At 65.9% G+C, this 22,290-nt stretch carries 26 protein-coding genes; 14 read left to right on the forward strand and 12 right to left on the reverse strand.

Annotation, left to right across the window (positions count from 1 at the left end; translation table 11 throughout):
- The first annotated feature begins 7 nt into the window (after positions 1-7).
- The 5 genes from ACF3ND_RS13620 to ACF3ND_RS13640 are packed head-to-tail and all read left to right on the forward strand — an operon-like array spanning position 8 to position 3,782.
- Positions 8-613, forward strand: a complete 606-nt coding sequence (locus tag ACF3ND_RS13620) for a DUF2946 family protein (RefSeq protein ID WP_394061297.1) — start codon at positions 8-10, stop codon at positions 611-613.
- A gap of 21 nt (positions 614-634) precedes the next feature.
- Positions 635-1,231 (forward strand): NUDIX hydrolase, encoded by a 597-nt coding sequence (locus ACF3ND_RS13625; RefSeq protein WP_394061299.1) that lies wholly within the window; start codon positions 635-637, stop codon positions 1,229-1,231.
- Entirely contained in the window at positions 1,228-1,956 is a 729-nt protein-coding gene (aat, locus tag ACF3ND_RS13630) for a leucyl/phenylalanyl-tRNA--protein transferase (RefSeq protein WP_394061301.1), read from the forward strand. Before ACF3ND_RS13625 ends, aat begins: the two co-directional genes overlap by 4 nt.
- A 48-nt stretch (positions 1,957-2,004) precedes the next feature.
- A complete protein-coding gene (locus tag ACF3ND_RS13635) occupies positions 2,005-2,727 on the forward strand; it encodes an arginyltransferase (RefSeq protein WP_394061303.1) in 723 nt (240 codons plus the stop codon).
- Positions 2,728-2,747: 20 nt separating this feature from the next.
- A complete protein-coding gene (locus tag ACF3ND_RS13640) occupies positions 2,748-3,782 on the forward strand; it encodes a quinone-dependent dihydroorotate dehydrogenase (RefSeq protein ID WP_394061305.1) in 1,035 nt (344 codons plus the stop codon).
- Positions 3,783-3,893: 111 nt separating this feature from the next.
- Here the strand turns inward: ACF3ND_RS13640 and ACF3ND_RS13645 are convergent, their stop codons facing one another.
- The 4 genes from ACF3ND_RS13645 to ACF3ND_RS13660 form a co-directional block, all read right to left on the reverse strand.
- Positions 3,894-4,520: a phasin family protein gene (locus tag ACF3ND_RS13645; RefSeq protein ID WP_394061307.1), complete on the reverse strand. Its 627-nt coding sequence runs from the start codon at positions 4,518-4,520 to the stop codon at positions 3,894-3,896.
- 291 nt (positions 4,521-4,811) lie between these two features.
- A complete protein-coding gene (locus tag ACF3ND_RS13650; RefSeq protein WP_394061309.1) occupies positions 4,812-5,561 on the reverse strand; it encodes an IclR family transcriptional regulator in 750 nt (249 codons plus the stop codon).
- A 123-nt stretch (positions 5,562-5,684) separates the two neighbouring features.
- On the reverse strand, positions 5,685-6,494 hold the full coding sequence (locus tag ACF3ND_RS13655; RefSeq protein ID WP_394061311.1) for a competence/damage-inducible protein A: 810 nt from the start codon (positions 6,492-6,494) through the stop codon (positions 5,685-5,687).
- Positions 6,484-7,302, reverse strand: a complete 819-nt coding sequence (locus tag ACF3ND_RS13660) for an EI24 domain-containing protein (RefSeq protein ID WP_394061313.1) — start codon at positions 7,300-7,302, stop codon at positions 6,484-6,486. The genes ACF3ND_RS13655 and ACF3ND_RS13660 overlap by 11 nt, the downstream gene beginning before the upstream one ends.
- A gap of 196 nt (positions 7,303-7,498) precedes the next feature.
- Here ACF3ND_RS13660 and ACF3ND_RS13665 point away from each other — a divergent pair, with 196 nt between their 5' ends.
- On the forward strand, positions 7,499-7,888 hold the full coding sequence (locus tag ACF3ND_RS13665; RefSeq protein WP_394061315.1) for a thioredoxin family protein: 390 nt from the start codon (positions 7,499-7,501) through the stop codon (positions 7,886-7,888).
- On the opposite strand, the gene ACF3ND_RS13670 is transcribed toward ACF3ND_RS13665, so the two are convergent.
- The 3 genes from ACF3ND_RS13670 to ACF3ND_RS13680 all read right to left on the reverse strand — a co-directional run bounded on the left by ACF3ND_RS13670 (position 7,868) and on the right by ACF3ND_RS13680 (position 10,374).
- Positions 7,868-9,238 (reverse strand): DEAD/DEAH box helicase, encoded by a 1,371-nt coding sequence (locus ACF3ND_RS13670; protein WP_394061317.1) that lies wholly within the window; start codon positions 9,236-9,238, stop codon positions 7,868-7,870. The two genes, ACF3ND_RS13665 and ACF3ND_RS13670, sit on opposite strands and share 21 nt — an antisense overlap.
- 114 nt (positions 9,239-9,352) lie before the next feature.
- A complete protein-coding gene (locus ACF3ND_RS13675) occupies positions 9,353-9,688 on the reverse strand; it encodes an AzlD domain-containing protein (RefSeq protein ID WP_394061319.1) in 336 nt (111 codons plus the stop codon).
- Positions 9,685-10,374, reverse strand: a complete 690-nt coding sequence (locus tag ACF3ND_RS13680; protein WP_394065845.1) for an AzlC family ABC transporter permease — start codon at positions 10,372-10,374, stop codon at positions 9,685-9,687. The genes ACF3ND_RS13675 and ACF3ND_RS13680 overlap by 4 nt, the downstream gene beginning before the upstream one ends.
- Before the next feature lie 375 nt (positions 10,375-10,749).
- Here ACF3ND_RS13680 and ACF3ND_RS13685 point away from each other — a divergent pair, with 375 nt between their 5' ends.
- On the forward strand, positions 10,750-10,962 hold the full coding sequence (locus tag ACF3ND_RS13685) for a zinc-finger domain-containing protein (protein ID WP_394061321.1): 213 nt from the start codon (positions 10,750-10,752) through the stop codon (positions 10,960-10,962).
- Positions 10,963-11,068: 106 nt separating this feature from the next.
- Positions 11,069-12,160: a YheT family hydrolase gene (locus ACF3ND_RS13690; RefSeq protein WP_394061323.1), complete on the forward strand. Its 1,092-nt coding sequence runs from the start codon at positions 11,069-11,071 to the stop codon at positions 12,158-12,160.
- A gap of 6 nt (positions 12,161-12,166) precedes the next feature.
- On the opposite strand, the gene ACF3ND_RS13695 is transcribed toward ACF3ND_RS13690, so the two are convergent.
- From ACF3ND_RS13695 to ACF3ND_RS13710, 4 genes are all read right to left on the reverse strand, one after another.
- On the reverse strand, positions 12,167-13,663 hold the full coding sequence (locus ACF3ND_RS13695; RefSeq protein WP_394061325.1) for a M48 family metalloprotease: 1,497 nt from the start codon (positions 13,661-13,663) through the stop codon (positions 12,167-12,169).
- A 17-nt stretch (positions 13,664-13,680) separates the two neighbouring features.
- Positions 13,681-14,535, reverse strand: coding sequence for a cytochrome c oxidase assembly protein (locus tag ACF3ND_RS13700; RefSeq protein WP_394061327.1), 855 nt, complete (start codon positions 14,533-14,535; stop codon positions 13,681-13,683).
- A 30-nt stretch (positions 14,536-14,565) separates the two neighbouring features.
- Complete coding sequence (locus ACF3ND_RS13705) at positions 14,566-14,907, reverse strand: hypothetical protein (RefSeq protein ID WP_394061329.1); 342 nt, start codon at positions 14,905-14,907, stop codon at positions 14,566-14,568.
- Between the two features lie 383 nt (positions 14,908-15,290).
- On the reverse strand, positions 15,291-15,740 hold the full coding sequence (locus ACF3ND_RS13710) for a hypothetical protein (RefSeq protein ID WP_394061331.1): 450 nt from the start codon (positions 15,738-15,740) through the stop codon (positions 15,291-15,293).
- 137 nt (positions 15,741-15,877) lie between these two features.
- On the opposite strand from ACF3ND_RS13710, the gene ACF3ND_RS13715 reads away from it, so the two are divergent.
- The 6 genes from ACF3ND_RS13715 (at position 15,878) to ruvA (ending at position 21,212) form a co-directional block, all read left to right on the forward strand.
- The gene (locus ACF3ND_RS13715; RefSeq protein WP_394061333.1) at positions 15,878-17,038 is read left to right on the forward strand and encodes an FAD-dependent monooxygenase; all 1,161 of its coding nucleotides are present in this window, start codon (positions 15,878-15,880) and stop codon (positions 17,036-17,038) included.
- A 103-nt stretch (positions 17,039-17,141) separates the two neighbouring features.
- Positions 17,142-18,137, forward strand: coding sequence for a tRNA dihydrouridine synthase DusB (dusB, locus tag ACF3ND_RS13720; RefSeq protein WP_394061335.1), 996 nt, complete (start codon positions 17,142-17,144; stop codon positions 18,135-18,137).
- 52 nt (positions 18,138-18,189) lie between these two features.
- Positions 18,190-18,429 (forward strand): helix-turn-helix domain-containing protein, encoded by a 240-nt coding sequence (locus ACF3ND_RS13725; protein WP_394061337.1) that lies wholly within the window; start codon positions 18,190-18,192, stop codon positions 18,427-18,429.
- A gap of 26 nt (positions 18,430-18,455) precedes the next feature.
- Positions 18,456-20,048: a bifunctional phosphoribosylaminoimidazolecarboxamide formyltransferase/IMP cyclohydrolase gene (purH, locus tag ACF3ND_RS13730; RefSeq protein ID WP_394061339.1), complete on the forward strand. Its 1,593-nt coding sequence runs from the start codon at positions 18,456-18,458 to the stop codon at positions 20,046-20,048.
- Position 20,049: 1 nt separating this feature from the next.
- Positions 20,050-20,595: a crossover junction endodeoxyribonuclease RuvC gene (ruvC, locus tag ACF3ND_RS13735; RefSeq protein WP_394061341.1), complete on the forward strand. Its 546-nt coding sequence runs from the start codon at positions 20,050-20,052 to the stop codon at positions 20,593-20,595.
- Between the two features lie 35 nt (positions 20,596-20,630).
- Positions 20,631-21,212 carry a Holliday junction branch migration protein RuvA gene (ruvA, locus tag ACF3ND_RS13740; protein ID WP_394061343.1) on the forward strand — a complete coding sequence of 194 codons (582 nt, stop codon included), beginning with the start codon at positions 20,631-20,633 and terminating at the stop codon, positions 21,210-21,212.
- Between the two features lie 51 nt (positions 21,213-21,263).
- Here the strand turns inward: ruvA and ACF3ND_RS13745 are convergent, their stop codons facing one another.
- Positions 21,264-22,223: a threo-3-hydroxy-L-aspartate ammonia-lyase gene (locus ACF3ND_RS13745; RefSeq protein WP_394061345.1), complete on the reverse strand. Its 960-nt coding sequence runs from the start codon at positions 22,221-22,223 to the stop codon at positions 21,264-21,266.
- Positions 22,224-22,290: the final 67 nt, after the last annotated feature.

Below are 22,290 nucleotides of genomic sequence, written 5' to 3' on the forward strand. Positions count from 1 at the left end.
GCCGGCCATGGATGAAGCAGTCATCCGGGCCATGCGGAAATGGCCGGACGTGCCGGCAGTCAGCGGCTGGCTGTCCCTGGATCATGCGGGACGCTGGCGCCACCACCCTCGCGGCGATGCGTTGCAGCATCCGCCGACCTCGGGCGAACTGATCACGCACGCCGGACTGCTCGACTTCCTGAACCGCAACTATCAGGCCGACGAACAGGGACGCTGGTACGTCCAGAACGGCCCCCAGAAAGTATTCGTGCGCCTGGACGGCGCCCCCCTCGTCCTGCATCTGGCGCCCGACGGCGTGCATCTCCAGGATCAGGCCGGGCAGCTGGTCGAGCAGGTGCTGGCGTGGTACCTGAGCGCACAAGGCTGGCTGTATCTCCAGACGCAGCGCGGCCCGGCCCTGCTGGCCGGCCGCGACCTGCCTGCCCTGGCGGATCAATTGCACGACGGCCGGGGCCGGGGGCTGGGCGACCTGGACACAGGCCGGCCGCAGCGCAGCGAGGGCTGGCGCACGTCCGCCTATCCAGCGCCCCGCCCCCTTGTCATCTGGTCCGCAGCCGTGTCCCCCGCGCGGGAATTGGCGTATATTGCATTCCCAGAGACAGATCCCATTTGAACCGTCCACCGAACTGTTTGCATGACCCAGCCTTCCGCCTCCTTTTATTTCCCCGCGCCGCGCGCCCAGAATTTCTGCAGTCAATGCGGAGCCAAGCTGTCCCGCCTCATCCCGCCCGATGACAACCGCATGCGCGATGTCTGCGAACACTGCGGCGCCGTGCACTACCAGAATCCGCGCAACGTGGTCGGCATCGTGCCCATGTGGGGCGAGGATCAGGTTCTGCTGTGCCGCCGCGCCATCGAACCGCGCTACAACACCTGGACCCTGCCCGCCGGATTCATGGAGCTGGGCGAAACCCTGGCGCAGGGCGCCCTGCGCGAAATGGGCGAGGAAGCCGGCGCGCAGGTCGAGCCTGGATCGCTTTTCACGGTCATCAGCGTGCCGCACGCCGAGCAGGTGCACGTGTATTTCCTGGCCACGGTCACCAGCGAGGTCCTGGACCCCGGTCCCGAGACCCTGGAGGCGCGCTTCTTCCACCTGGACGAGATCCCCTGGGACAATCTGGCCTTTCGCACCGTCTCGGCCACCTTGCAGCGTTACGTGCAGGATCGTCGCGCGGGCCGCTTCCAGATCCACGAATTCGACATCGCGCAACGCGAACACAACCGGCCATGACGCTCGTCTGGGTCGCCCCGGACCAGGCCCTGCCCAGCCCCGCGCAGGCCACGCCTGAAGGGCTGGTCGCCGCCGGACTGGACCTGAGCGTGCCCCGCCTTCTGGAAGCCTACAGCCAGGGCATGTTTCCCTGGTACAGCCCGGGCGACCCCGTGCTGTGGTGGTGTCCCGACCCGCGCATGGTCCTCGATGTCCGGGAATTCCGCGTCTCGCGCTCGCTGGCCAAGAAGCTGCGCCAGATCCGCCGCCGCCAGCACGAACCCGACGCTCCCGTCGCCGTCACTTGCAACCAGGCCTTCGACCAGGTGATCGCTCATTGCGCCGCGTTGCGAGCCAAGGCCGGCACCTGGATCAGCGCCGAGATCCGGCAGGTCTACGGGGCCCTGCACCGCGCCGGCCACGCCCACAGCATCGAGACCTGGATGGACGGCCAGCTGGCCGGCGGCCTGTACGGCGTCAGCCTGGGCCGCTTCTTCTTTGGCGAATCCATGTTCGCGCTGCGCACGGACGCCAGCAAGATCGCCCTGGCCCATCTGGTGGACTTCCTGCAGGGCGCCGGAGTGCGCCATATCGACTGCCAGCAGGAAACCCGGCACCTGGCCAGCCTGGGCGCCCGTCCCGTGCCCCGGGACGATTTTCTGAACGCCCTGGCCCGGGCGCTGCCCGAAACGCCGCCCGCCTGGCCGCAGGGTCGCATGCGCCTGCGGGAAGAGCCCGCTTGCTAGCTCAACGCGGGCGTCCCATAATGGATCTGTCACGCATGGTAGATCCGCATGAGCCACCCCAAAGCCCCCAGTCCCCAGACGCTGCAGTTTTACTCCACCGCCAGTTACGGATGCAGCTATCTGCCTGACCACCAGGCCCGCTCGCTGGTTGCCGCGCCCTCCCACCTGATCAACGACAAGGTGTATTCCAAACTGGTCCAGCAGGGATTCCGGCGCAGCGGCACCTTCACCTATCGCCCTTATTGCGACCAATGCCAGGCCTGCCAGCCCCTGCGCTGCGACGCACTGCATTTCCATCCGGACCGCACGCAGCGCCGCACCCTCAAGCGGCACGGCACGCTGCAGGCCCGGGTTCTGCCCCTGCACTGGAACGCCGATCACTACGGGCTGTACCGGCGCTATCAGTCCAGCCGGCACCCCGGCGCCGGCATGGACGAAGACAACCAGTCCCAATACGCGCAGTTCCTGCTGGCCAGCCACGTCAGTTCCCGCCTGGTCGAATTCCGCGATCCGGACGGCGTGCTGAAGATCGTTTCCGTCATCGACCTGCTGCAGGACGGGCTGTCGGCCGTCTACACCTTCTTCGATCCGGACGATGCGGGCAGCCTGGGCACCTACGCCATCCTCTGGCAGCTGGAATACTGCCGCCAGGAATCCCTGCCCTGGCTGTATTTGGGCTACTGGATCGAAGAAAGCCGTAAAATGACGTACAAAACCCGCTTTCGCCCCTACCAGCTGCTCGTCAACGGCCGCTGGGAATGGCCGGCCTAACGTCCTTCTCATCTGCCCGCATGTCCGCCTTATTCAGCCTCTATCCTCTGGCTCGACGGGTGCTGTTCAGCCTGGATGCCGAACACGCCCACGAACTGACGCTCAAATCCCTGCATTGCGCCCACAGCACCCCGCTGCTGGGCTCGCTCCTGAAAGACCTGCCCGCCAAGCCGCTGACACTGATGGGGCTGACCTTGCGCAACCCTGTGGGCCTGGCGGCCGGCCTGGACAAGAACGGCGCGCACATCGATGCGCTGGGCGCATTGGGTTTCGGCTTCGTGGAAGTGGGCACCGTCACGCCCAAGCCCCAGCCCGGCAACCCCAAGCCGCGCCTGTTCCGCCTGCCCGGCTCCAATGCCCTGATCAACCGCTTCGGCTTCAACAACCACGGCCTGGACACTTTCATCCAGAACGTGCGCAGCAGCCGCTACCGTTCCCAGGGCGGCATCCTGGGCCTGAATATCGGCAAGAACGCCACCACCCCCATCGAGCAGGCCCAGGACGACTACCTGACCTGCCTGCGCGCCGTCTATCCCCATGCCGACTACGTGACGGTCAACATTTCCTCGCCCAACACCAAGAATCTGCGCGCCCTGCAGGGCCAGGACGAGCTGGCCCGCCTGCTGGGCGCGCTGCAGGACTTGCGCAGGCAACTGGCCGACGAGCACGGCCGCTATGTGCCCATCGTGGTCAAGATCGCGCCCGACCTGGACCAGGACCAGATCGATGCCGTCGCCGACACGGTTCCCGGCCAGGGGCTGGATGGCATCATCGCCACCAACACCACGCTGTCCCGCGAGGCGGTGCAGGGCCAGCCCCATGCGCAGGAACAAGGCGGGCTATCGGGCCCTCCTGTGCACGAACTGTCCCTGAAGGTCATTTCCCGCCTGCGTGAACGGCTGGGGCCCGATTTCCCCATCATCGGCGTGGGCGGCATCGAATCAGGCCGTCAGGCCCAGGAGAAAATACAGGCCGGCGCCCAGGCCGTGCAGTTGTACACCGGCCTGATCTACAAAGGCCCGGCGCTCATTTCGGAGTGCGTGCGCGCCCTGTAAAGCCTCATGCGCATGCGGGCCCTTCGGCGTGCGCCCGCCCGCGGCGACAAAAAAAAGCCAGCTCGATGAGCTGGCTTTTTCCATCCTGGCCCGAAGGCCGGACGGCATGGCTTAGTTGGCGTTGGCGCCGCGGCGGTTGCCGGCGGCAGGGGCGGCTGCGGCGGCAGCCGAAGCGGCGGCTTCAACCGACTTGCTGCCGGCTTCGCTGACCTGGGCAGCCGCTTTCAGGCTGGCGTTGGTGGCGGCCTGGATGTTGTTGTCGGCGGCGTCGACGGCCTGACGGGCTGCCTTGACCACGGTTTCGGCGGCATTGGATGCCGTGGCGAAGGAGGTCTTGAGCAGGGCCACGGCGCTTTCCGTGCCGGTAGGCGCGTTCTTGGCCAGTTGATCGATGGTTTCGGTGACGTGCTGCTGGCCCTGGGCAATCTGGGACTCGGCGATGCGGGACAGGTTCAGCTGGACGTTGGAGAAGATGTCGTACACGCTCTTGCCGTACTGCAGAGCTTTTTCGGCATTGGGCTGCACCACGCTTTGCGTCAGGGCGACCACGTCCTGCACGTCCTTCACGTTGATGGCCTGCTGGGACTTGCTGGCGGCGTCTTCCAGGGAAGAGCGCAGTATGCTCAGGTTCAGGTCGATCAGCTTTTCAAAGCCTTGGAACAGCTGTCCTTGCACGGCGAACAGATTGTCCAGGGTTGCTTTTTGGGTTTCCAGTACGTTTTGTGGAATTGCGCTCATGATGTTTTCCTCGGTGGTGCGCCGCCGTGGATCAGGCTGGCGCTAAGTTTGGAGACAGGAAATAGCAGACTTCGGTCTAAGAAGGCCCGGCCCATTCACTGCTACACAAGGCAAACCTTCCATGTTGCACCGCAACAATTTCAATGTAAAACCAATTCAGATCAATGTCAATGAAAATTGCTGCGTCGCAACGTAATAATACTCATAAGGGCTTTCTTATTTGAGTATACGCAGCCCAGATGACAGGAAAAAGACAACAGAACAAGCACTTAAGCCGGACCGGCCGCCATTCTAGTGCTGTCCGTCGTACCCCAGCGTCTCGGAGATCTTGGCCGCCGTGGACATCAGGATGGGGATCCATTCGTCGTGCATGCGCTCGGCCGGCGCGGACAGGGACAGGCCGGCCAGCAGCTTGCCGGTGTCGTCGTAGACGCCGGCCGCGATGCAGCGCACGCCCATCTCCAGTTCTTCGTTGTCGCGCGCATAGCCGTGACGGCGCACCTGCGCCAGTTCGCGCTCCAGCGTATCGAGCTGGGTGATGCTGTTGCGGGTCGCGCCGGCCAGGCCGGTGCGCATGACGTAGGCGCGCACCTGCCGCGGCTCCCAGGAAGCCAGAAACAGTTTGCCGGTTGAAGTCAGATGCAGCGGCGCATGGCCGCCGATGGCGCGCACCACCTGCATGCCCGAGCTTTCGCTCCAGGATCGCTCCACATAGACGATCTCGTCGCCCTGCTGCAGCGACAGATTGACGGTCTGCCCGGTCAGCTTGTGAAGTTCGCGCATGGGTTCCAGCGAGGCCGCGCGCACATTCAGCCGCCCCTTGACCAGCGAGCCCAGTTCCAGCAGGCGCATGCCCAGCCTGTACAGGCCGCTGTCCACGCGTTCCACGTAGCGGCCCACCACCAGATCATTCAGGATGCGGTGGGTGGTGGATGTGTGCAGGCCGGTGGCCGCAGCCAGGTTCTTCAGTGCGACGGGCTCGGACTGCTTGGCCAGCTCGTCCAGAAGAATCATGGCGCGCTCCAGCACCTGGATGGACATCTGGTTTCCGTTGGCGGCGGAAGCGCTTTGGGTCGTAGAAGAGCTTGTTGTCATTGTTGGTAGGGATCTTTGATGCAGCGCAACAATTCCCATAATATGGAACGGAGTCCGACTTGGCAAGCCCTATTTTTGCATGGGCGTCAGACTTCCGCCTAGATCCAGAACCTGCTGCCTGAGGTAGTCCAGCGCCTGGGTCGCCTGGTCCGGATCGCCCTTGACGCCCAGGTCGATGTACGGCTGGCCGCCCGTCTCGCCCACGCTGGGCAGGCTGAAGGCCTTGACGCCCGGCCATTGCAGCTCCAGATGCTCCAGGGCCGGCGTGATGCGCGACTCGGGCAGGTTGAAGGCCAGAAAGGAGTGTTCCACGCGCTGTACCTGGTGGTGCAGCGACTGGTAGCGCGTGTCCAGCGTCCATTCCATCATGGGCCAGGCCATGACCGGGAAACCGGGCATGAAGGTGTGATTGTTGATGAAAAACCCCGGGATCTTGTTGTACGGATTGGGGACGATGTCCGCGCCCACGGGGAACACGCCCATTTGCAGGCGCTGCTGGTTCTCGGGCAGCGTCATGTCGGCGCTGCCTTGCCCATTGCGCTCATTGTCGGCGCAGCGCTCGGCGATCAGCAGCGCCGCCTCGGGATGCAAGCGCAACTCCACGCCCAGCGCCTTTGCCGCCGCCTGGCGGGTCTGGTCATCCGGAGTGGCGCCTATGCCGCCGCAGCAAAAGACGATGTCCGGGGTGGCGAAGCTGCGCTTGAGCACGGCGGCAATATCGTCCAGGTCGTCGGAAACGATCTCGGCGCCGTTCAGTTGCAGGCCGCGCTGCGACAGCAATTCGATCAGCTTGGAAAAATGCTTGTCCTGGCGACGACCCGACAGGATTTCGTCGCCTATGATGATCAAGCGGATTTTCTGTTGGCCTTTATTGCTCATGGTCGATGACGGGATGCGAAGCGGTTGACACGGCCTGGCGGCGCAGGCGCCGCAGGTTCTCCAGGGAAAAATGGGCGAATACCAGCGCCGAGAACACCGGCAGCACCAGCCAGGCGGGCGGCAGCAGATTCAGCAGGGCGAAGATCAGGCCGATCAGCCAGTATTGCCGATTCAGGCCGCTCCACAACAGGCGGCGTTCACGCACGTCCGCGTGTTCGACCAGCGAGTCCACCTTCAGGATGCGGGTCAGGGCGAACACCCACCAGAGCACGGGCAGGATCAGGGCAAAGGGCGGAAAGATCCACAAAGGCAGCGTCACCAGCCAGCCGACCACGAACAGCACGCCCACCCACACGCTGTTCCAGACGCTGTAGACCGTGGCGTTGTGGCCGTGCTTGAGCACGTCCGGATAATCCTTCTGCTGCAGGTGCCCCAGCACCAGCGGCATGACCAGCACCGCCGCGATCACCAGCCCGACGGCGCCGGCCAGGGGCAGGAGAATGCCGATGGCCAGCAGCGGCACCAGATACAGCTTGATGGAGAACAGGCCCAGGCCGATCAGCCACTGGTCCACGCTTTCGAAGGCATTCCAATCGCTCAGGACCTGTGTCAGCCAGCCCTGTATAGGCGTCCAGAGCAGCCAGGTCAGCAGGACCAGGCCCAGCAGCATGATGGCGAACGGCATGACCAGGGCCAGCAGCATGCGCGGCTGCAGTTGCGATACCAATGCTCGCTTGAAGGCGGTGGACACGCTGAACCAGCCTCCCGAAATGGCCGGCGCGGTCGAAAAGGAAGAAGAATCGGACATAAGGCTCCTGCTGGGCAAGATGAAGAACGCCGGCCTTGCGGCCGGAGCTTCTTCGCCACGATATGGGGGCGCTCAGGGCGCCGCATCGGTGCAGGCCCGCTCGACCCCGCCGCGAGCGGCGAGGCTGGCGCGAAGGCGTGCAGCCGATTACCCGGTTATCATAGACATAGTCACTTCGCTTTGTCTGTATGAAATTATGGCCCTGTTCAACGCCCACCTCGAACTGCCGGCGCTGGCCCGGCATTTGCAAGAGCACCCCGACGCCCTGCTGGTCGCCTGTTTCTGCGCCGACTGGTGCAAGACCTGCAAGCAGTACCAGCCCGCCTTCGAGGCCCTGGCCGCGCAATGGCCCCAGGCCTGCCTGGTCTGGATCGACATCGAGGAACAGCCCGAGCTGCTGGGCGATGAGGACATCGAGGACTTCCCCACCCTGCAGGTCCAGAATGAAAATGGGACCGTGTTCTACGGTCCCATGCTGCCCCACATCGAGCATCTGGAGCGGCTGCTGCGCAGCGTGTCGGCGCAAAGCGCCACTGTGCCGGGCGGCCCCGGCGATCTGCGCGCCCTAGTAGCGGCCGCCACCTAGCAGCACGCCCACCGAACGCTTGCGCGGTGCATTGCTGCGCACGGCGGCGGCGGGCTTGGCCGGCGCGGCGGTGGAAGGTTCGTAAGGCTTCAGGAAGAACTCGTCCACCGGCGGCGTGCTGGGCTGGTAGGAACGGCGCTCGCCGCGCTCGTGGCGGCCATTGCGGCTGCCCGCCGAAGCCGAAGGCAGTTCCAGGCGGCCGCGCGGCACGGCCGAGCCGATCAGCTTCTCGATATCCTGCAGCAGGTTCTCCTCGTCGGGCGACATCAGGGCGATGGCTTCGCCCGAGGCGCCGGCGCGGCCGGTGCGGCCGATGCGGTGCACATAGTCTTCCGCATTGTAGGGCAGGTCGAAATTGATCACGCAGGGCACGCCGGCCACGTCCAGGCCGCGGGCGGCCACGTCGGTGGCCACCAGCACGTCCACCTTGCCGCCCTTGAAGGCGTCCAGCACCTTCATGCGCTCCAGCTGGCTCTTGTTGCCGTGGATGGATTCGGCGCGTATGCCTTCGCGCTCCAGGTAGCGGGCCAGCTGGCCGGCGCCGATCTTGGTGTTGGAAAAGACGATGGTCTGCGTCAGCTTCTTGGTCTTGACCAGGTGCACCACGGCGCGACGCTTGTCGTCCGCGGGCATGGGGTAGATCAGTTGCGTGACCGTGGAGGCGGTCGCGTTGCGGGCGGCCACCTCGATCTCCACGGGCTCGTTCAGGAAGGAGCGCGCCAGCTTGCGGATTTCCTTGCTGAACGTGGCCGAGAACAGCAGGCCCTGGCGATTCTTGGGCAGCAGGCTGACGATGCGATCCAGGTCGGGCAGAAAGCCCATGTCCAGCATGCGGTCGGCCTCGTCCAGCACCAGGATGCCCACCTGGCTCAGGTTGACGGTGCGCTGCTCGATGTGGTCGAGCAGGCGGCCCGGCGTGGCGATCACGATTTCCACGCCCCGGCGCAGCGCTTCCTTCTGGGGACCGATGTCCACGCCGCCGAACACCACCGCGGAACGCAGCGGCACGGACTTGCTGTAGAGCGCAATGCTTTCGGCGACCTGGTCGGCCAGTTCGCGGGTCGGCGTCAGCACCAGGGCGCGCACGGGGTGGCGCGCCGGCGAGGCGCTGGTGTTGGCATGAGCCATCAGCCGGTTCAGGATGGGCAGCGAGAATGCCGCGGTCTTGCCGGTGCCGGTCTGGGCGGCGCCCATGACATCACGTCCGGCCAACACCACGGGAATGGCTTCCGCCTGGATCGGCGTGGGCTTGGAGTATCCCGCGTCCAGCACGGCGCTCAGGATTCCAGGGTGCAGACCGAAATCAGCAAAAGTAACGGTATCGGAGGTCGAAGAAGTTTTATCTGTCATGTACGCAAAAATTCGGCTTGCTCATGATTGGCAAGCATTTGTAACAGCCCTATTTTAGCTTATGCCCGCCGGTCCAACAGAGGAAAGCGGGCATGAACCATCGGATTTGTGGCGTCAGGCCACGACGGCGCGAATCAGCCAGAAAGCCAGCATGCCGGCCACGATGACCCATACGGCATTGCGGGTACGGATGAACACCAGCACGGCGACCAGGCTGGCCAGCGCTTTGATATCCAATCGGGGAGTGTCGCCGGGCGCCCAGGGCAGAAGCTCCGGCACGATGATCGCCACCAGGGCGGCCACCGGAGCATAGCGCAAGGCGCGCCGCATACGCTCGGTCAGGGGCAGCAGGTCGCCGAACATGAAATAGCCGGTACGGGTCAGCAGGCTGCACAACACCAGCAGGGCGATCGCACCCAAAACGTACCAATCATACTGCCAATCGCTCATCGCCGTGCGTCCCTGTGCCGTTGCAGTTGTTCTGCCGCCACGCCCGCGAGCACTCCGCCGAGCACCGCGGCCACCAGCCCCAGGCGCAGGGGCAGCAGCTGGCCGACCCAGGCAATGGCTCCGGCCGTCAGCAGGCAGGCCCACATGGGCCGGTTGTTGACCAGCGGGATCAGCAGCGCAAGAAGGGCCAGGATGGCCGCGAACTCCAGCGACCACGAGGTAGGCACATAGGCGCTGAGCACGATGCCCGCCAGCGAGGCGAGCTGCCAGCTCACCCACCCCGGCAGGATGATGCCCAGGTAATACCACAGATGCTCGCGCGAACCTCGTTCCTTGGCGTCGCCGTAGCGCGACATGAACAGCACGAACACCATGTCGCTGGTGATGTAGCCCAGCCCCAGGCGCCGCTTCCAGTCCAGGTGGCGGAAAAACGGCTGCAGCGCGGCGCCGAAGATGATGAAGCGGATGTTGACGATGAAGCCCGCCGCGAAGATCAGCCACAGGGGCGCGTGCGACTCGATCAGCGGCAGGGCCGTCAGCTGGGCGGAGCCAGCATAGACCAGCAAGGTCATCAAGGTGGCTTCCAGGCCGCTCAGGCCCGACTTGACCATGGCCACGCCGGTCACGAAGCCCCAGACCACCGTGGCGATCAGGGCCGGAATGAAATCGATGAATCCTTCGCGCATGTTGACGCGGTCCTGGGGACCGGGCAACAGGCGGGATATTTTCGTGAAGGCCTGCACGCCCCCTCCTGATGCGGGATGTCCGCGCGGCCCGGGCCGCTGCGGCTATTTTGCTTATGGTTCGTTATTTTAGGAGTAAAACCGCCGCTGGCGGCGCCCGGGACCCCAAATTGTCCCCCGGCCGCTCCATGGCGGGCGCAGGCCACGGCTGCTGCACATCGGCCTGTGTCGTCCTTTGGCACGTGTTCACGAAAAACACGCGCCGTCTTGGTACAATCTTCAGATTGTGCACCCGGGAAACGGCGGCGCCAGGCGCGCCTGCCGTCCGCCGTGCCCCTACCTTGTCTATCCGTTGGTCTATCGTTTTTCAGGAACCCTATGAGCGCCGCTATCGAACCCAAAAAAGCAGAGCACGAACTGATCATGGTCGGAGCCGCCGACCTGCCCGTGCACTGCCCTGGTCCCAAGGCACCGCTTTGGAGCATGCATCCGCGCGTGTACATCGATATCAGCAAGACCGGCGAAGCCGCCTGCCCCTACTGCGGCGCCCGCTACCGCCTGAAAGAAGGCGAGAAAGTCCACGGCCACTGATCCATCCGGTTGCATCGTTGGACCCCGCCCCCTCCTTCACTCCGCCCCTGACGGCACGGGCCAGGCGCCCGTCGTCGGGCGCGCGCACCTGCGGCGGCGCCTGAACATGAGCGCTCGCCTGGATACCAGCACCTGCCCCCTGCCCGCCTGGCTGCCGGGCGGACATCTGCAGACCATACACGGCGCGTTCTTCGCCCGCCATCACCATATCGCCTTCGTGCGCCAGCGCCTGGATACGCCGGACGGCGACTTCCTGGACCTGGACTGGACCGGACCCGGACTGTTCGCCGACAAGCTGGCCAGCGGCGCCACGGCCCATGCCGACGCCCATCTGTCGCGCACCGCCGCGCGGCGCTGGCTGCAGCCCGAAGACTGGGCCAGCCTGCCCTCCAGCGCGGATACCCACGCCCTCGTCCTGTTCCACGGCCTGGAAGGCAGCAGCCGCAGCCACTACATCCAGGCCATCGCCCAGTATTTCCGGGCGCGCGGCTGGGTCGTGGTGGTCGCCCACTTCCGGGGCTGCTCGGGTTTTCCCAATCGCATGGCTCGCGCCTACTATTCGGGGGACTCGGAGGAGGTCAGCTTCATTCTGGACTCGGTGCGCAGCCACCTGCCTAATGCGCGCTGGCACGCGGCCGGCACGTCGCTGGGCGGCAACGCCATGCTCAAGTTCCTGGGAGAGGCGGGCGACAAGGCGGGCTGGCTGCAGGCCTGCGCGTCCATTTCCGTGCCGCTGGACCTGGTGACCTGCGGCCGTTACCTGTCCGAATCGCGCATGGGGCGCTGGTTCTATTCGCCCTACTTCCTGAAGACCATGCGCACCAAGCTGCAGGACAAGGCGCGCCGCTTTCCGGGCCTGATCGATACCGTGCGCCTGGCCCAGGCGCGCACGCTGCGCGAATTCGACGACATCTACACCGCCCCCATGCACGGCTTTCGCAATGCGCTGGACTACTGGACCCGCGCTTCCAGCAAGCCGCTGCTGCCCGACATCCGGGTGCCCACGCTGGTGCTCAACGCCCGCAATGACCCTTTCGTGCCGCAGTCCTGCCTGCCCGGCGTGCAGGACTGCTCGGACTCCATCCTGCTGCATCAGCCCGCCGAAGGCGGGCATGTGGGTTTCACCACGGGCCGTTTTCCCGGCAATATGGGCTGGCTGCCCGCCCGGCTGGCCCGTTTCTTCGAAACGCGCGGCTAGGTCCGATCAGGAGCGGAAACGCTCCAGCAGCGCCCTTTCATTCTCGACCCGTTCACGCAATTGCCGGATCTGCGTATCCAGCTCCGATTGCTGGTAGAAGTCCGTGGTCAGGTTGCGCGCCTGCTGCAACTGTTCCACCGCGGTAGGCAGCGCGCCCACCAGCTGGTAGTACTCCGCCATGGCGCGGCGCGCCTTGACCCCGTCGCCCAGGCGATCGTAGGTCTGCGCCAGCAGCTGGTGCAGGCGCGGCACGTCGGGCCATTGCTCGATGAGCTGCAGCAGGAAACGCTGCGCCTGCTCGTTCTGGCCCGCCTGCTGCAACACCTGCACATAGGCCAGGGCCGCACCCTGGCTTTGCGGCCAGCGCTTCCATGCTTGCTGGGCCCGGGCCTGGGCGGCCTGGCGATCGCCCGCCGCGATCTCCACGCTGACCGCCAGGGTGTCCAGCTCCGGGGCCTGGTAGCGCCCCTGCCCGCCTGCCTGGGCCAGCAAGGCCCGGGCCTGATCGTAATCCTGCCGCCCCATGGCGATGTAGGCCAGGCCATACAGGGCGGCGGACCGCTCGATGCTGTCCTGCTCCTGCCGCGCGCTGCTCTGCAGGCTCTGCTCCACCTCGCGCAGGGCCTGGCCCGCGCCGGCCTGCATGATCATCAGCTTGGCGCGCACATACCAGAACGATGGCGAGTCCTGATACCCCGAGGCGGGCACGCCGCGGACCCGGTTCTGGATGTCGGACTCGCGCTGCTGGGACAGTGGGTGGGTGCTGGCGTACTCGTTCGCGCTGGCGCTCTCGTTCAGGCGCGAGGCCGAGGCCAGGCGCTGGAACATGCGCACCATGCCCTGCGGTTCGTAGCCGGCCTTGGTCAGCATCTCAAAACCGACCCGATCGGCTTCCTGCTCGGCCTGGCGCGAGAACCCCAGTTGCCGATCCACGGCGGCGGCCTGCCCGAAGGCGGCCGCCCCCATGGCCAGGTCCCCGCTGCCCGCCAGCGCGCCCAGCAAGGCGCCGGCCAGGGCGGCGATCATCAGGTGATTGCTCTGGGCGCTCTGGGTGATGCCGCGCGCCACATGACGCTGGGCGACGTGCGCGATTTCGTGCGCCAGCACGGAGGCCAGCTCCGACTCGGACTGCGACGCGGTGATCAGCCCGCTGTGGATGCCGATGTAGCCGCCCGGCAGGGCGAATGCGTTGATGCTGCTGTCGCGCAAGGCGAAGACGGTGACCGGCTGCGCCATGGCCGGCCCATGGCGCGCCAGCTTGCGCCCCATGTCCGTCAGGTACTGGTTGATGTCGGAATCGGCCACGTAGTCCGGCGAGCGGCGCCCCTGCTCCATGATGGCATTGCCCAGCGTCCGTTCCAGGGAGGGCGACAGTTCCGCGCCGGAAGCGGCCCCCATCGAGGGGATGCCCATGGGCTGGGACTGCGCGGGCGCGGCCAGGCAGGCGGCCAGCAGCAGCGCCAGACCCGTGCGCGCCAGAGGTAAAACAGGTTTGAACAACATTCGAACTCCCAACAGGGTCAACTGGCGGCCGCCGACGCGGTCGGGGCGCGGCGACGAGGTTCGGGCAGGCGGTGGCGTGCGGACAGGCGCATCAGCGTGCCCAGAGCATAGAGCAGGCCGAAGACTTCGACCAATCCCGCCAGCACCCACATGATCAGGCCGCCCATGACCTGGTCGGCCACGGCGTCCATGCCCGGGATGGCCCGGCCGCAGAGGTCAAATATGGGGTAAAGGTCGTATTCGGTGAAGGTGATGATGGCGCCCACGACCATTTGCGGCACCATGGTGATGACGGGCGACAGGATGCGCCCGCCCACGGACAGCCGGGCCGGCGGAGAAGGCCGGCGATCCAGGATGAGGTTCCAGTACAGAATGCCGCTGATGACCACCGACCAGTTCATGAGCCGATACAGGCGCCAGTCCAGCATGGAATAGAACTGCACCACGGGCAGCATCCACACCAGCACCAGGAACACGAACAGGAAGGCCACCAGCACGGGATTGGTCAGCACGGCCTGCACCCGACGACCGGATGGACGGCGCAGCCAGTCCGCCAGGCGGCGGCGCCAGGCCAGGGGCAGGCCCGCGCGCAAGGTCTGGCCCGGATAGGCTCCCATCAGGAACAGCGGGCCCAGGTGATGCAGGATCAGGTGCTGGGCCCGATGGATGAAGAACATGCGCTCGGCGTAGTAATCCAGCCGGGTGTGCAGGGACAGGTACAGCAGGATCAGGCCGACCCAGAAAAAACATTGGCGCAGCCGGTTGGGCCGGTGCACGCGCAGCCCCCTGACGTACAGCACGATGACCAGCAGAAAGGTCGCCAGCAGTACGGGAGAGAACTCCCAGGGGGTCAGCCAGTCTATCAGGGTCATGAATGCGCAATCCGGAAAACCAGTTGCGACTTAGTTTATAGCAATACGCTCGCGGCCTGCCCACCTGACGTTCAGCACGCCCGGGTAATCACGGATGAGCCGTGCGCGCTGCATCAGCTCGGCCCGCAGCTCAGGCGGGCAGGTCAGGGTGACACAGGCCTGGGCGGTATCGTGGGTGTCGGAATGATCGACTTCCAGATTGGCCACCCGTATGCCGGCGGTGTTCAGGTCGGAGTAGATACGGCGCCGCACCTGGGCAAGGTCGCCGCGCGGGCAGACCACCGTCAGGCGGGACACGGAAAGGTTGTTGCGCGCACGGGCCGTGGAGGCCTGGATTCCGGCGCGACGCAGAAAGAGATCAAAAATACGCATGCATTCCTCCTCTTGCGCATGAGACATGCGGCATATCAGGATGCGGAAGCCTGAAGGCCTCCTAAGGACGGAATGGCGGGATTTCGGGCGGCGCAGAAAAGCCGCCGGAGAAAAGCCACGCCCTGAATTTTCCAGGACGCGGCAAGCTGTGCATGAATCAGCGGGCCTGGACGCGCCTGGACGTCAACATGTCGAAAACCATTCGACTGGGACTGTCGCCGGGGTCGGAATTCACCACACAGCTCCTATGAAATGAAAGAACCCATATTGTAGCGTAGGCAAGACTTCTCCACAAGGGAAAACCCCAGGCGGAAAGTTTGTAAGCCTTTGTTTTACAACAGCCTTGCCGGTGGCGCCATTCGCGTTTTTTTCGTGAACAGATTCTAGTAGACCCAGGAGTCCAGCCAGCCCAGGTGGCGATACAGGGCCAGGACGATGATGGCCAGCCAATACAGGCTGATGTTGACGAAGGCGACGGCCCCGGCGATGGCGGTGAGGACGCTGGGCCAGCCATGGCTGTTCCGCCCCCCGCCCTGCGGGTTGTAGACGGCGTCAAAGCGCGCCGGATCGCGCAAGGCCAGGATCACCGCTTCCAGGATGCCGGCCGTCACCGGCACGATGAGCAGATGCACGAAGATATTGTCCCACCAGGTATCGGCGACCAGGACTCCGGCCGCCATCAGCATCGTGTAGGCCAGCGGCAGCCACCACAGCCGCCGCCCCAGGTACAGCCCGTGCGCTCCCAGGGAGCCGAAAAACAGGGCCAGCAAGGCGGCCAGGGTCTTGTTGCGAAAACGCGAAGCCTGTTCGAGACGCAGTGTCTGTGGGGACATGGGCAAAATCCGAGCCGGGGCCTGGGCGGCCGTTGCGCAAGACCGCCGTGTCCCGCGGGGCCTTTCCCTGCGGGCCGTCGCGGCGGTCGCCTTCCCGTACAATACTCGAATTGCTCCACCGTCGTCACGAGGTCCCCATGAACGCCACCGACTTTGATATCGCCATCTGCGGCGCCGGCCCCGTCGGAGCCGCCCTGGCGCTGCTGCTGGCCAGCCAGCACTCCGATCCCTCCCGGATCGCCGTCCTGGGCAAGAACTTCAATCTCGCGGCCACGGACCATGCGCAGGGCGACCCGCGCACCCTGGCGCTGAACCACGGCAGTCGCCGCCTCATCCTTAACCAGCTCAGGGCCTGGCCCAGCCGGGCCGCCCTCATGCGCACCGTGCATGTATCCCAGCAGGGCCGGCTGGGGCGCTGCCTGATCCAGGCCGACGAGCTCGGGGTGCCCGACCTGGGCGCCGTGGTGCACTACGACGATCTGCTCTGGAGCCTGCACGCCCGCCTGCGCGACAGCGGCGTGACGCTGGTGCCGGCCCAGGCCGCCCAGGCGCGCCCGGCTCCCGGGCGCATGCTGGTGCAGCACGACGCCGGCCAGTCCTCCGCCCTGCTGGCCGTCCAGTGCGACGGCGCCCGCCCCGCCGGCGTACGCCGGGAATACGGCCAGCACGCCCTGCTGACCACCGTGCGCGCCGGCCGGCCGCAGGAAGGCTGGGCCTACGAACGCTTCACCGCCAATGGCCCCCTGGCCGCCCTGCCCCATCCCGACGCTCCCGACCTGTACGGCATCGTCTGGTGCAATTCGCCCGAACGCAGCCAGATGCTGGCCGAATTGCCGGCCGCCGATTTCCAGTCCGCGCTGATGCAGGCCTTTGGAGAACGCCTGGGCGTGCTGGAACCGGTCTCGGCGCGCCATATGTTCCCCCTGGCCTTCCATGCCGGCCCCAGCCGGCTGGCCGAACGCCTGCTGGCAGTGGGCAACGCCGCCCAGACCCTGCATCCGGTGGCCGGCCAGGGCCTGAACCTGGGGCTGCGCGATGTGGCGCAATTGGCACAAAGCCTGGCCGCCTGGCAGGCCGACTGCCGCCAGAATCCCGATCCCTTTCTGGCCCGCTACGCCCGGCTGCGGCGCCCCGACCGCTGGCTGACCGCCGCCATCACCGATACCCTGCCGCGCCTGTTCGCCACTCGCAATCCGCTGGTCCAACACGCCTGCGGACTGGGGCTGCTGGCCATGGACACCCTGCCCCTGGCGCGCAAACCCTTCGCGCGCCAGCTCCTGCAGGGCCTGCGAGCCTAGCCCGCCCCGCGGGAAGGCGCCCGGGCCAGGAGCGCCGCCTGCTGACCAAGCTCATGCAAAGTCTTCTCCCACAGAGCAGGGCGGGAAGGTTAAAATCCCCTAAATGCGCATTGGTTCCTGGACCCTTCCCAATCCCATCTTCATCGCCCCCATGGCTGGCGTCACGGATCGACCCTACCGTCGGCTGTGCAAGGCTCTGGGTGCGGGCTACGCGGTATCCGAAATGGCCGCCAGCAACAAGCGCCTGTGGGACAGCGTCAAGACCTCGCGCCGCCTGAACCACGACGGCGAAATCGACCCTGTGGCGGTCCAGATCGCCGGCTCCGACCCCGAAATGATGGCCGAGGCCGCCGTCTTCAACATAGGCAAGGGCGCCCGCATCATCGACATCAACATGGGCTGCCCCGCCAAGAAGGTGTGCAATGTCGCCTCCGGCTCGGCCCTGCTGCGCGACGAAGCCAGGGTGGTCGACATCCTGGAACACGTTGTCAAGGCATGTACTCCCCACCAGGTTCCGGTTACACTCAAGACCCGCACCGGCTGGGACGCGCAATCGCGCAATGCTGTGCGTATCGCCCGGCTGGCCGAAGACATCGGCATCGCCGCTCTCACCCTGCACGGCCGCACTCGCTGCGACTTCTACCAGGGCCAGGCCGAATACGACACCATACGCGAAGTCAAGAACAGCATCTCTATTCCGGTCATTGCCAATGGGGATATCGATAGTCCCGAAAAGGCCAAATTCGTACTAGAGTACACCGGAGCGGATGCCGTCATGGTAGGTCGGGCGGCCCAGGGACGACCCTGGATCTTCCGGGAAATCCTGCATTACCTCGAACACGGCACGCACCGCGCTGCCCCCACGTTCGGGGAACTGCGCGACTGCATGGTCGAGCACCTGGAAGATCATTACGCCTTCTATGGGCAGCACACTGGTGTACGTACTGCCCGCAAGCATATTGGCTGGTATCTGTCCGGCATGCCCGATGCCGAACGCTGGCTGGGACGCATCAACCGCATTGAATGCTGCACCGAACAACTGCAGACCATAAAACTATGGTTCGACGAATGCGACCTCGACCAGCCTTACCAGGGATAGGGCGTCGCAAGCAGCTCTTTTGTATTTAAGCAACGTATACCTTCAGAAAAAAATGTCTACGACCAACCCACTCGAACAGTCCGTACGTGAGCGCCTGGAACGCTATTTCGCCGACCTGGGCGACTCCGAGCCACGCGACATGCTGTCGATGGTCATCTCCTGCGTGGAACGGCCCGTTTTGCAGGTTGCCCTGGAAAAATCCGCCGGCAACCAGTCCAAGGCCGCGGAAATGCTGGGCATCACGCGCAGCACGCTGCGCAAGAAGCTCAGCGCCCACAACCTGCAACCCTGATTCCTAACCCTCAAGCCTCACCTTCCATGAAAATCCAGACAGCTCTTCTTTCTGTCTCCGACAAAACCGGTATTGTCGAATTCGCCCAGGCGCTGGCCCAGCGCGGCGTGCGCCTCTTGTCCACCGGCGGCACCGCCAAGCTGCTGGCGCAAGCCGGCCTGAACGTCACCGAAGTGGCCCAGCACACCGGCTCGCCCGAGATCCTGGACGGCCGCGTCAAGACGCTGCATCCCAAGATCCACGGCGGCCTGCTGGCCCGCCGCGACAGCGCCGAACACCTGAAGACCATTGAAGAGCACGGCATCGATCGCATCGATCTGCTGGTCGTCAACCTCTATCCGTTCCGCGAGACCATCGCCAAGCCCGGCTGCACCTTTGCCGACGCCGTCGAGAACATCGACATCGGCGGTCCCGCCATGCTGCGCGCCGCCGCCAAGAATCACGGCACGCCGGAAGGCGGCGTGTGCGTGGTCATAGACCCGGCCGACTACGAGCGCGTGCTGGCCGACATCGACGGCCCCGCCGGCCACCCCTCCTACGGCCTGCGCCTGGAGCTGGCCGCCAAAGTCTACGCCCACACGGCTTCCTACGACGGCGCCATCGCCGCCTACCTCACCAGCCTGGCGCAGGCCGAGCCCGCCCAGGAAAGCGCCCCCGAGCGCGCCGAATGGCCGCGCGTGCTGACCATCCAGGTCCAGCAGCAGCAAACCCTGCGCTACGGCGAGAACCCGCACCAGTCCGCCGCCTTCTACGCGGATGCGCAGATCGGCGCCGGCCTGCTGGGCCGCTACCGCCAGCTGCAGGGCAAGGAGCTGTCCTACAACAACATCGCCGACGCGGACGCCGCCTGGGAATGCGTGCGCAGCTTCGATGCCGGCGCCTGCGTGATCGTCAAGCACGCCAATCCCTGCGGCGTGGCCCTGGGCGAAACCGCCGAGCAGGCCTACCGCAAGGCATTCCAGACCGATCCCACCTCCGCCTTCGGCGGCATCATCGCCTTCAACCGTGAAGTGGACGAAGCCGCGGCCCAGGCCATCAGCAGCCAGTTCGTGGAAGTGCTGCTGGCGCCCTCCTACACCCAGGGCGCCCTGGACGTGTTCGCCGCCAAGAAGAACGTGCGCGTGCTGACCGTGGACGCGGGCGACGCCCACAACGCCTTCGACGTCAAGCGCGTGGGCGGCGGCTGGCTGGTCCAGACGCCCGACACCTTCCGCGACAATGTCCAGGCCTTCAAGGTCGTGACCCAGGTGCAGCCCACCGCCCAGCAGATGCAGGACCTGCTGTTCGCCTGGAACGTGGCCAAGTACGTCAAGTCCAACGCCATCGTTTTCTGCGGCCAGGGCATGACGCTGGGCGTGGGCGCCGGCCAGATGAGCCGCGTGGATTCCGCCCGCATCGCCTCCATCAAGGCCGAGAACGCCGGCCTGTCCCTGACGGGCTCCGCCGTGGCCTCGGACGCCTTCTTTCCGTTCCGCGACGGCCTGGACGTGGTGGCCGAAGCCGGCGCGACCTGCGTGATCCAGCCCGGCGGCAGCGTGCGCGACGATGAAGTCATCGCCGCCGCCAACGAGCGCGGCATCGCCATGGTCCTGACCGGCACGCGCCACTTCCGTCACTGACATGCGCATCCTGGGCATAGACCCTGGCCTGCGACGCACCGGTTTCGGCGTGATCGACGCCCAGGGGCCCAGGTTGAACTACGTCTCGAGCGGGACCATCGTGGTCCCGGCCGACCTCCCCCTGGCGCAGCGGCTCAAGCTCATCCTGACCCACATCGCGGAAGTCATCGAACAGAGCAGGCCGGACACCTCCGCCATCGAGAAAGTCTTCGTCAACAGCAATCCCGCCTCCACCCTGCTGCTGGGCCAGGCCCGCGGCGCGGCTTTGTGCGCCCTGGCCGTGGGCGGCCTGGACGTGCACGAATACACGGCCCTGCAGATCAAGAAAACCGTGGCGGGCAACGGCCATGCCGCCAAGGAGCAGATCCAGCTCATGGTGCAGCGTCTGCTGCAGCTCAACGGCCTGCCGGCGCCGGACTCGGCCGACGCCCTGGCCTGCGCCATCAGCCATGCACACCATGCCAGCGTGCTGGCGGGCCTGCAGAAGAGCGGCGTGCTGGCCGCCGGTCCGCGCCGCCGCATCCGCGCCGGCAGGGTATTGGGCTAGGGCCCGCCGTCACCCCCTGAACCAGAGGTATTTCCATGATAGGACGCATCCGCGGAACCCTGATCGAAAAACAACCGCCCACCATCTGCGTGGATGTGGGCGGCGTGGGCTACGAGATCGACGTGCCCATGAGCACGCTCTACCAGATGCCCGAGCTGGGCGCGCAGGTCAGCCTGTTCACGCACCTGGCCATCCGCGAGGACGCCCACGTGCTGTTCGGCTTTTCCAGCCTGTCCGAACGCAGCACCTTCCGCGCCCTGATCAAGGTCACGGGCATCGGCGCGCGCACGGCCCTGGCCCTGCTCTCGGGCATGAGCGCGGACGAGCTGGCCGACGCCGTCACCCGCCAGGAAAGCGGCCGCCTGGTCAAGATTCCGGGCATAGGCAAGAAGACCGCCGAACGATTGCTGCTGGAGCTGCGCGGCAAGCTGGGCGCGGACCTGGGCGGCAGCGCCGTGAGCGGCGCCGCCCCCAGCAGCCGCGACGATGTGCAGCATGCCCTGGAAGCGCTGGGCTATTCCAGCAAGGAAGCCGCCGTCGCGGTCAAGGCTTTGCCCGAAGGCATCGACGTGTCCGAAGGCATCAGGCAGGCGCTCAAATCGCTCTCGCGCGGCTGAAGCGAATCGGCCCGACGCAGGCGGGCCGCAACAGCTCTCCTGCCCGGGCGCTCAAGCCAGCAGGCGGCCCAGTGCGCCCACGTCCACGTTGCCGCCGCTGATCACCACACCTACCCGCCGCCCCTGCAGATTGGCCTGCCGCATCACGGCAGCCGCTCCCAGACAGCCGGTCGGCTCCGCCACGATCTTCATGCGCTCGGCAAAGAAACGCAACGCGTCCACCAGTTCCGGATCGGTGGCGGTGACGATGTCGGCCACGTGCCGGCGGATGATGTCAAACGTGATGGGCGCCAGGGCCTGGGTCAGGGCCCCGTCCGCGATCGAGGACGGCGGCGCGATCTTGACGATCTCCCCGCGGCGCAAGGACTGCTGGGCGTCATTGCCGGCCTGGGGCTCGACGCCATACACCTTGCAGTCCGGAGCCATCGCATGCGCGGCCAGCAGGCAGCCCGACAACAGGCCGCCGCCGCCCAGCGGCACGTACAGTTCCTGCAGGTCGGGCACGTCCTCCAGGAGTTCGCGCGCCGCCGTGCCCTGCCCGGCGATGACGTCGGCATGGCCGAAAGGCGGAATCAGCGTCAAACCCTCACGCTCCACCAGCTCCTGGGCGATCTGCGCCCGGTCCTGCGTCAGGCGGTCGTACTCCACCACGTTGGCGCCATAGCCGCGCGTGGCCGCCAGCTTGGCGGCGGGCGCATCGGAATTCATGATGATGGTGGCCGGCATGCCCAGCAAGCGAGCGGCCAGCGCCACGGCCTGGGCATGGTTTCCGGAAGAAAAGGCCACCACGCCGGCGCGGCGCTGCTCGGGCGAGAGACTGGCCAGCGCGTTATAGCCGCCGCGGAACTTGAAGGCGCCGATGCGCTGGAAATTCTCGCACTTGAAATAGACTTCGCCGTTCAGGCGCTGGTTCAAGGTGGAGGACGTCAGCACCGGCGTGCGGTGGGCCACGGGCTTGAGGCGCTGCGCCGCCGCCAGGACATCGTCAAAGGTCGGCATGGTAGAGGACATGGGTAAAATCTCTTCTGGGGACATCGACCCTTCATTATGCGGGAACAGCACGGCTCGCGCCTAGCCT

This window comes from Alcaligenes sp. WGS1538, from assembly GCF_043187505.1.
In the GTDB taxonomy this organism is placed as follows: Bacteria; Pseudomonadota; Gammaproteobacteria; order Burkholderiales; family Burkholderiaceae_B; genus Alcaligenes.

Coding starts and splice junctions, on each gene's coding strand:
- aat (WP_394061301.1), top strand. CDS start 1,228: ATGACGCTCGTCTGGGTCGCCCCGGACCAGGCCCTGCCCAGCCCCGCG.
- ACF3ND_RS13715 (WP_394061333.1), top strand. CDS start 15,878: ATGAACGCCACCGACTTTGATATCGCCATCTGCGGCGCCGGCCCCGTC.
- dusB (WP_394061335.1), top strand. CDS start 17,142: ATGCGCATTGGTTCCTGGACCCTTCCCAATCCCATCTTCATCGCCCCC.
- ACF3ND_RS13650 (WP_394061309.1), bottom strand. CDS start 5,561: ATGTCCATCCAGGTGCTGGAGCGCGCCATGATTCTTCTGGACGAGCTG.
- ACF3ND_RS13660 (WP_394061313.1), bottom strand. CDS start 7,302: ATGTCCGATTCTTCTTCCTTTTCGACCGCGCCGGCCATTTCGGGAGGC.
- ruvC (WP_394061341.1), top strand. CDS start 20,050: ATGCGCATCCTGGGCATAGACCCTGGCCTGCGACGCACCGGTTTCGGC.
- ACF3ND_RS13635 (WP_394061303.1), top strand. CDS start 2,005: ATGAGCCACCCCAAAGCCCCCAGTCCCCAGACGCTGCAGTTTTACTCC.
- ACF3ND_RS13745 (WP_394061345.1), bottom strand. CDS start 22,223: ATGTCCTCTACCATGCCGACCTTTGACGATGTCCTGGCGGCGGCGCAG.
- ACF3ND_RS13695 (WP_394061325.1), bottom strand. CDS start 13,663: ATGTTGTTCAAACCTGTTTTACCTCTGGCGCGCACGGGTCTGGCGCTG.
- ACF3ND_RS13700 (WP_394061327.1), bottom strand. CDS start 14,535: ATGACCCTGATAGACTGGCTGACCCCCTGGGAGTTCTCTCCCGTACTG.
- ACF3ND_RS13675 (WP_394061319.1), bottom strand. CDS start 9,688: ATGAGCGATTGGCAGTATGATTGGTACGTTTTGGGTGCGATCGCCCTG.
- ACF3ND_RS13705 (WP_394061329.1), bottom strand. CDS start 14,907: ATGCGTATTTTTGATCTCTTTCTGCGTCGCGCCGGAATCCAGGCCTCC.
- ACF3ND_RS13640 (WP_394061305.1), top strand. CDS start 2,748: ATGTCCGCCTTATTCAGCCTCTATCCTCTGGCTCGACGGGTGCTGTTC.
- ruvA (WP_394061343.1), top strand. CDS start 20,631: ATGATAGGACGCATCCGCGGAACCCTGATCGAAAAACAACCGCCCACC.
- ACF3ND_RS13670 (WP_394061317.1), bottom strand. CDS start 9,238: ATGACAGATAAAACTTCTTCGACCTCCGATACCGTTACTTTTGCTGAT.
- ACF3ND_RS13645 (WP_394061307.1), bottom strand. CDS start 4,520: ATGAGCGCAATTCCACAAAACGTACTGGAAACCCAAAAAGCAACCCTG.
- ACF3ND_RS13620 (WP_394061297.1), top strand. CDS start 8: ATGGATGAAGCAGTCATCCGGGCCATGCGGAAATGGCCGGACGTGCCG.
- ACF3ND_RS13655 (WP_394061311.1), bottom strand. CDS start 6,494: ATGAGCAATAAAGGCCAACAGAAAATCCGCTTGATCATCATAGGCGAC.
- ACF3ND_RS13665 (WP_394061315.1), top strand. CDS start 7,499: ATGGCCCTGTTCAACGCCCACCTCGAACTGCCGGCGCTGGCCCGGCAT.
- purH (WP_394061339.1), top strand. CDS start 18,456: ATGAAAATCCAGACAGCTCTTCTTTCTGTCTCCGACAAAACCGGTATT.
- ACF3ND_RS13680 (WP_394065845.1), bottom strand. CDS start 10,374: ATGCGCGAAGGATTCATCGATTTCATTCCGGCCCTGATCGCCACGGTG.
- ACF3ND_RS13685 (WP_394061321.1), top strand. CDS start 10,750: ATGAGCGCCGCTATCGAACCCAAAAAAGCAGAGCACGAACTGATCATG.
- ACF3ND_RS13690 (WP_394061323.1), top strand. CDS start 11,069: ATGAGCGCTCGCCTGGATACCAGCACCTGCCCCCTGCCCGCCTGGCTG.
- ACF3ND_RS13710 (WP_394061331.1), bottom strand. CDS start 15,740: ATGTCCCCACAGACACTGCGTCTCGAACAGGCTTCGCGTTTTCGCAAC.
- ACF3ND_RS13625 (WP_394061299.1), top strand. CDS start 635: ATGACCCAGCCTTCCGCCTCCTTTTATTTCCCCGCGCCGCGCGCCCAG.
- ACF3ND_RS13725 (WP_394061337.1), top strand. CDS start 18,190: ATGTCTACGACCAACCCACTCGAACAGTCCGTACGTGAGCGCCTGGAA.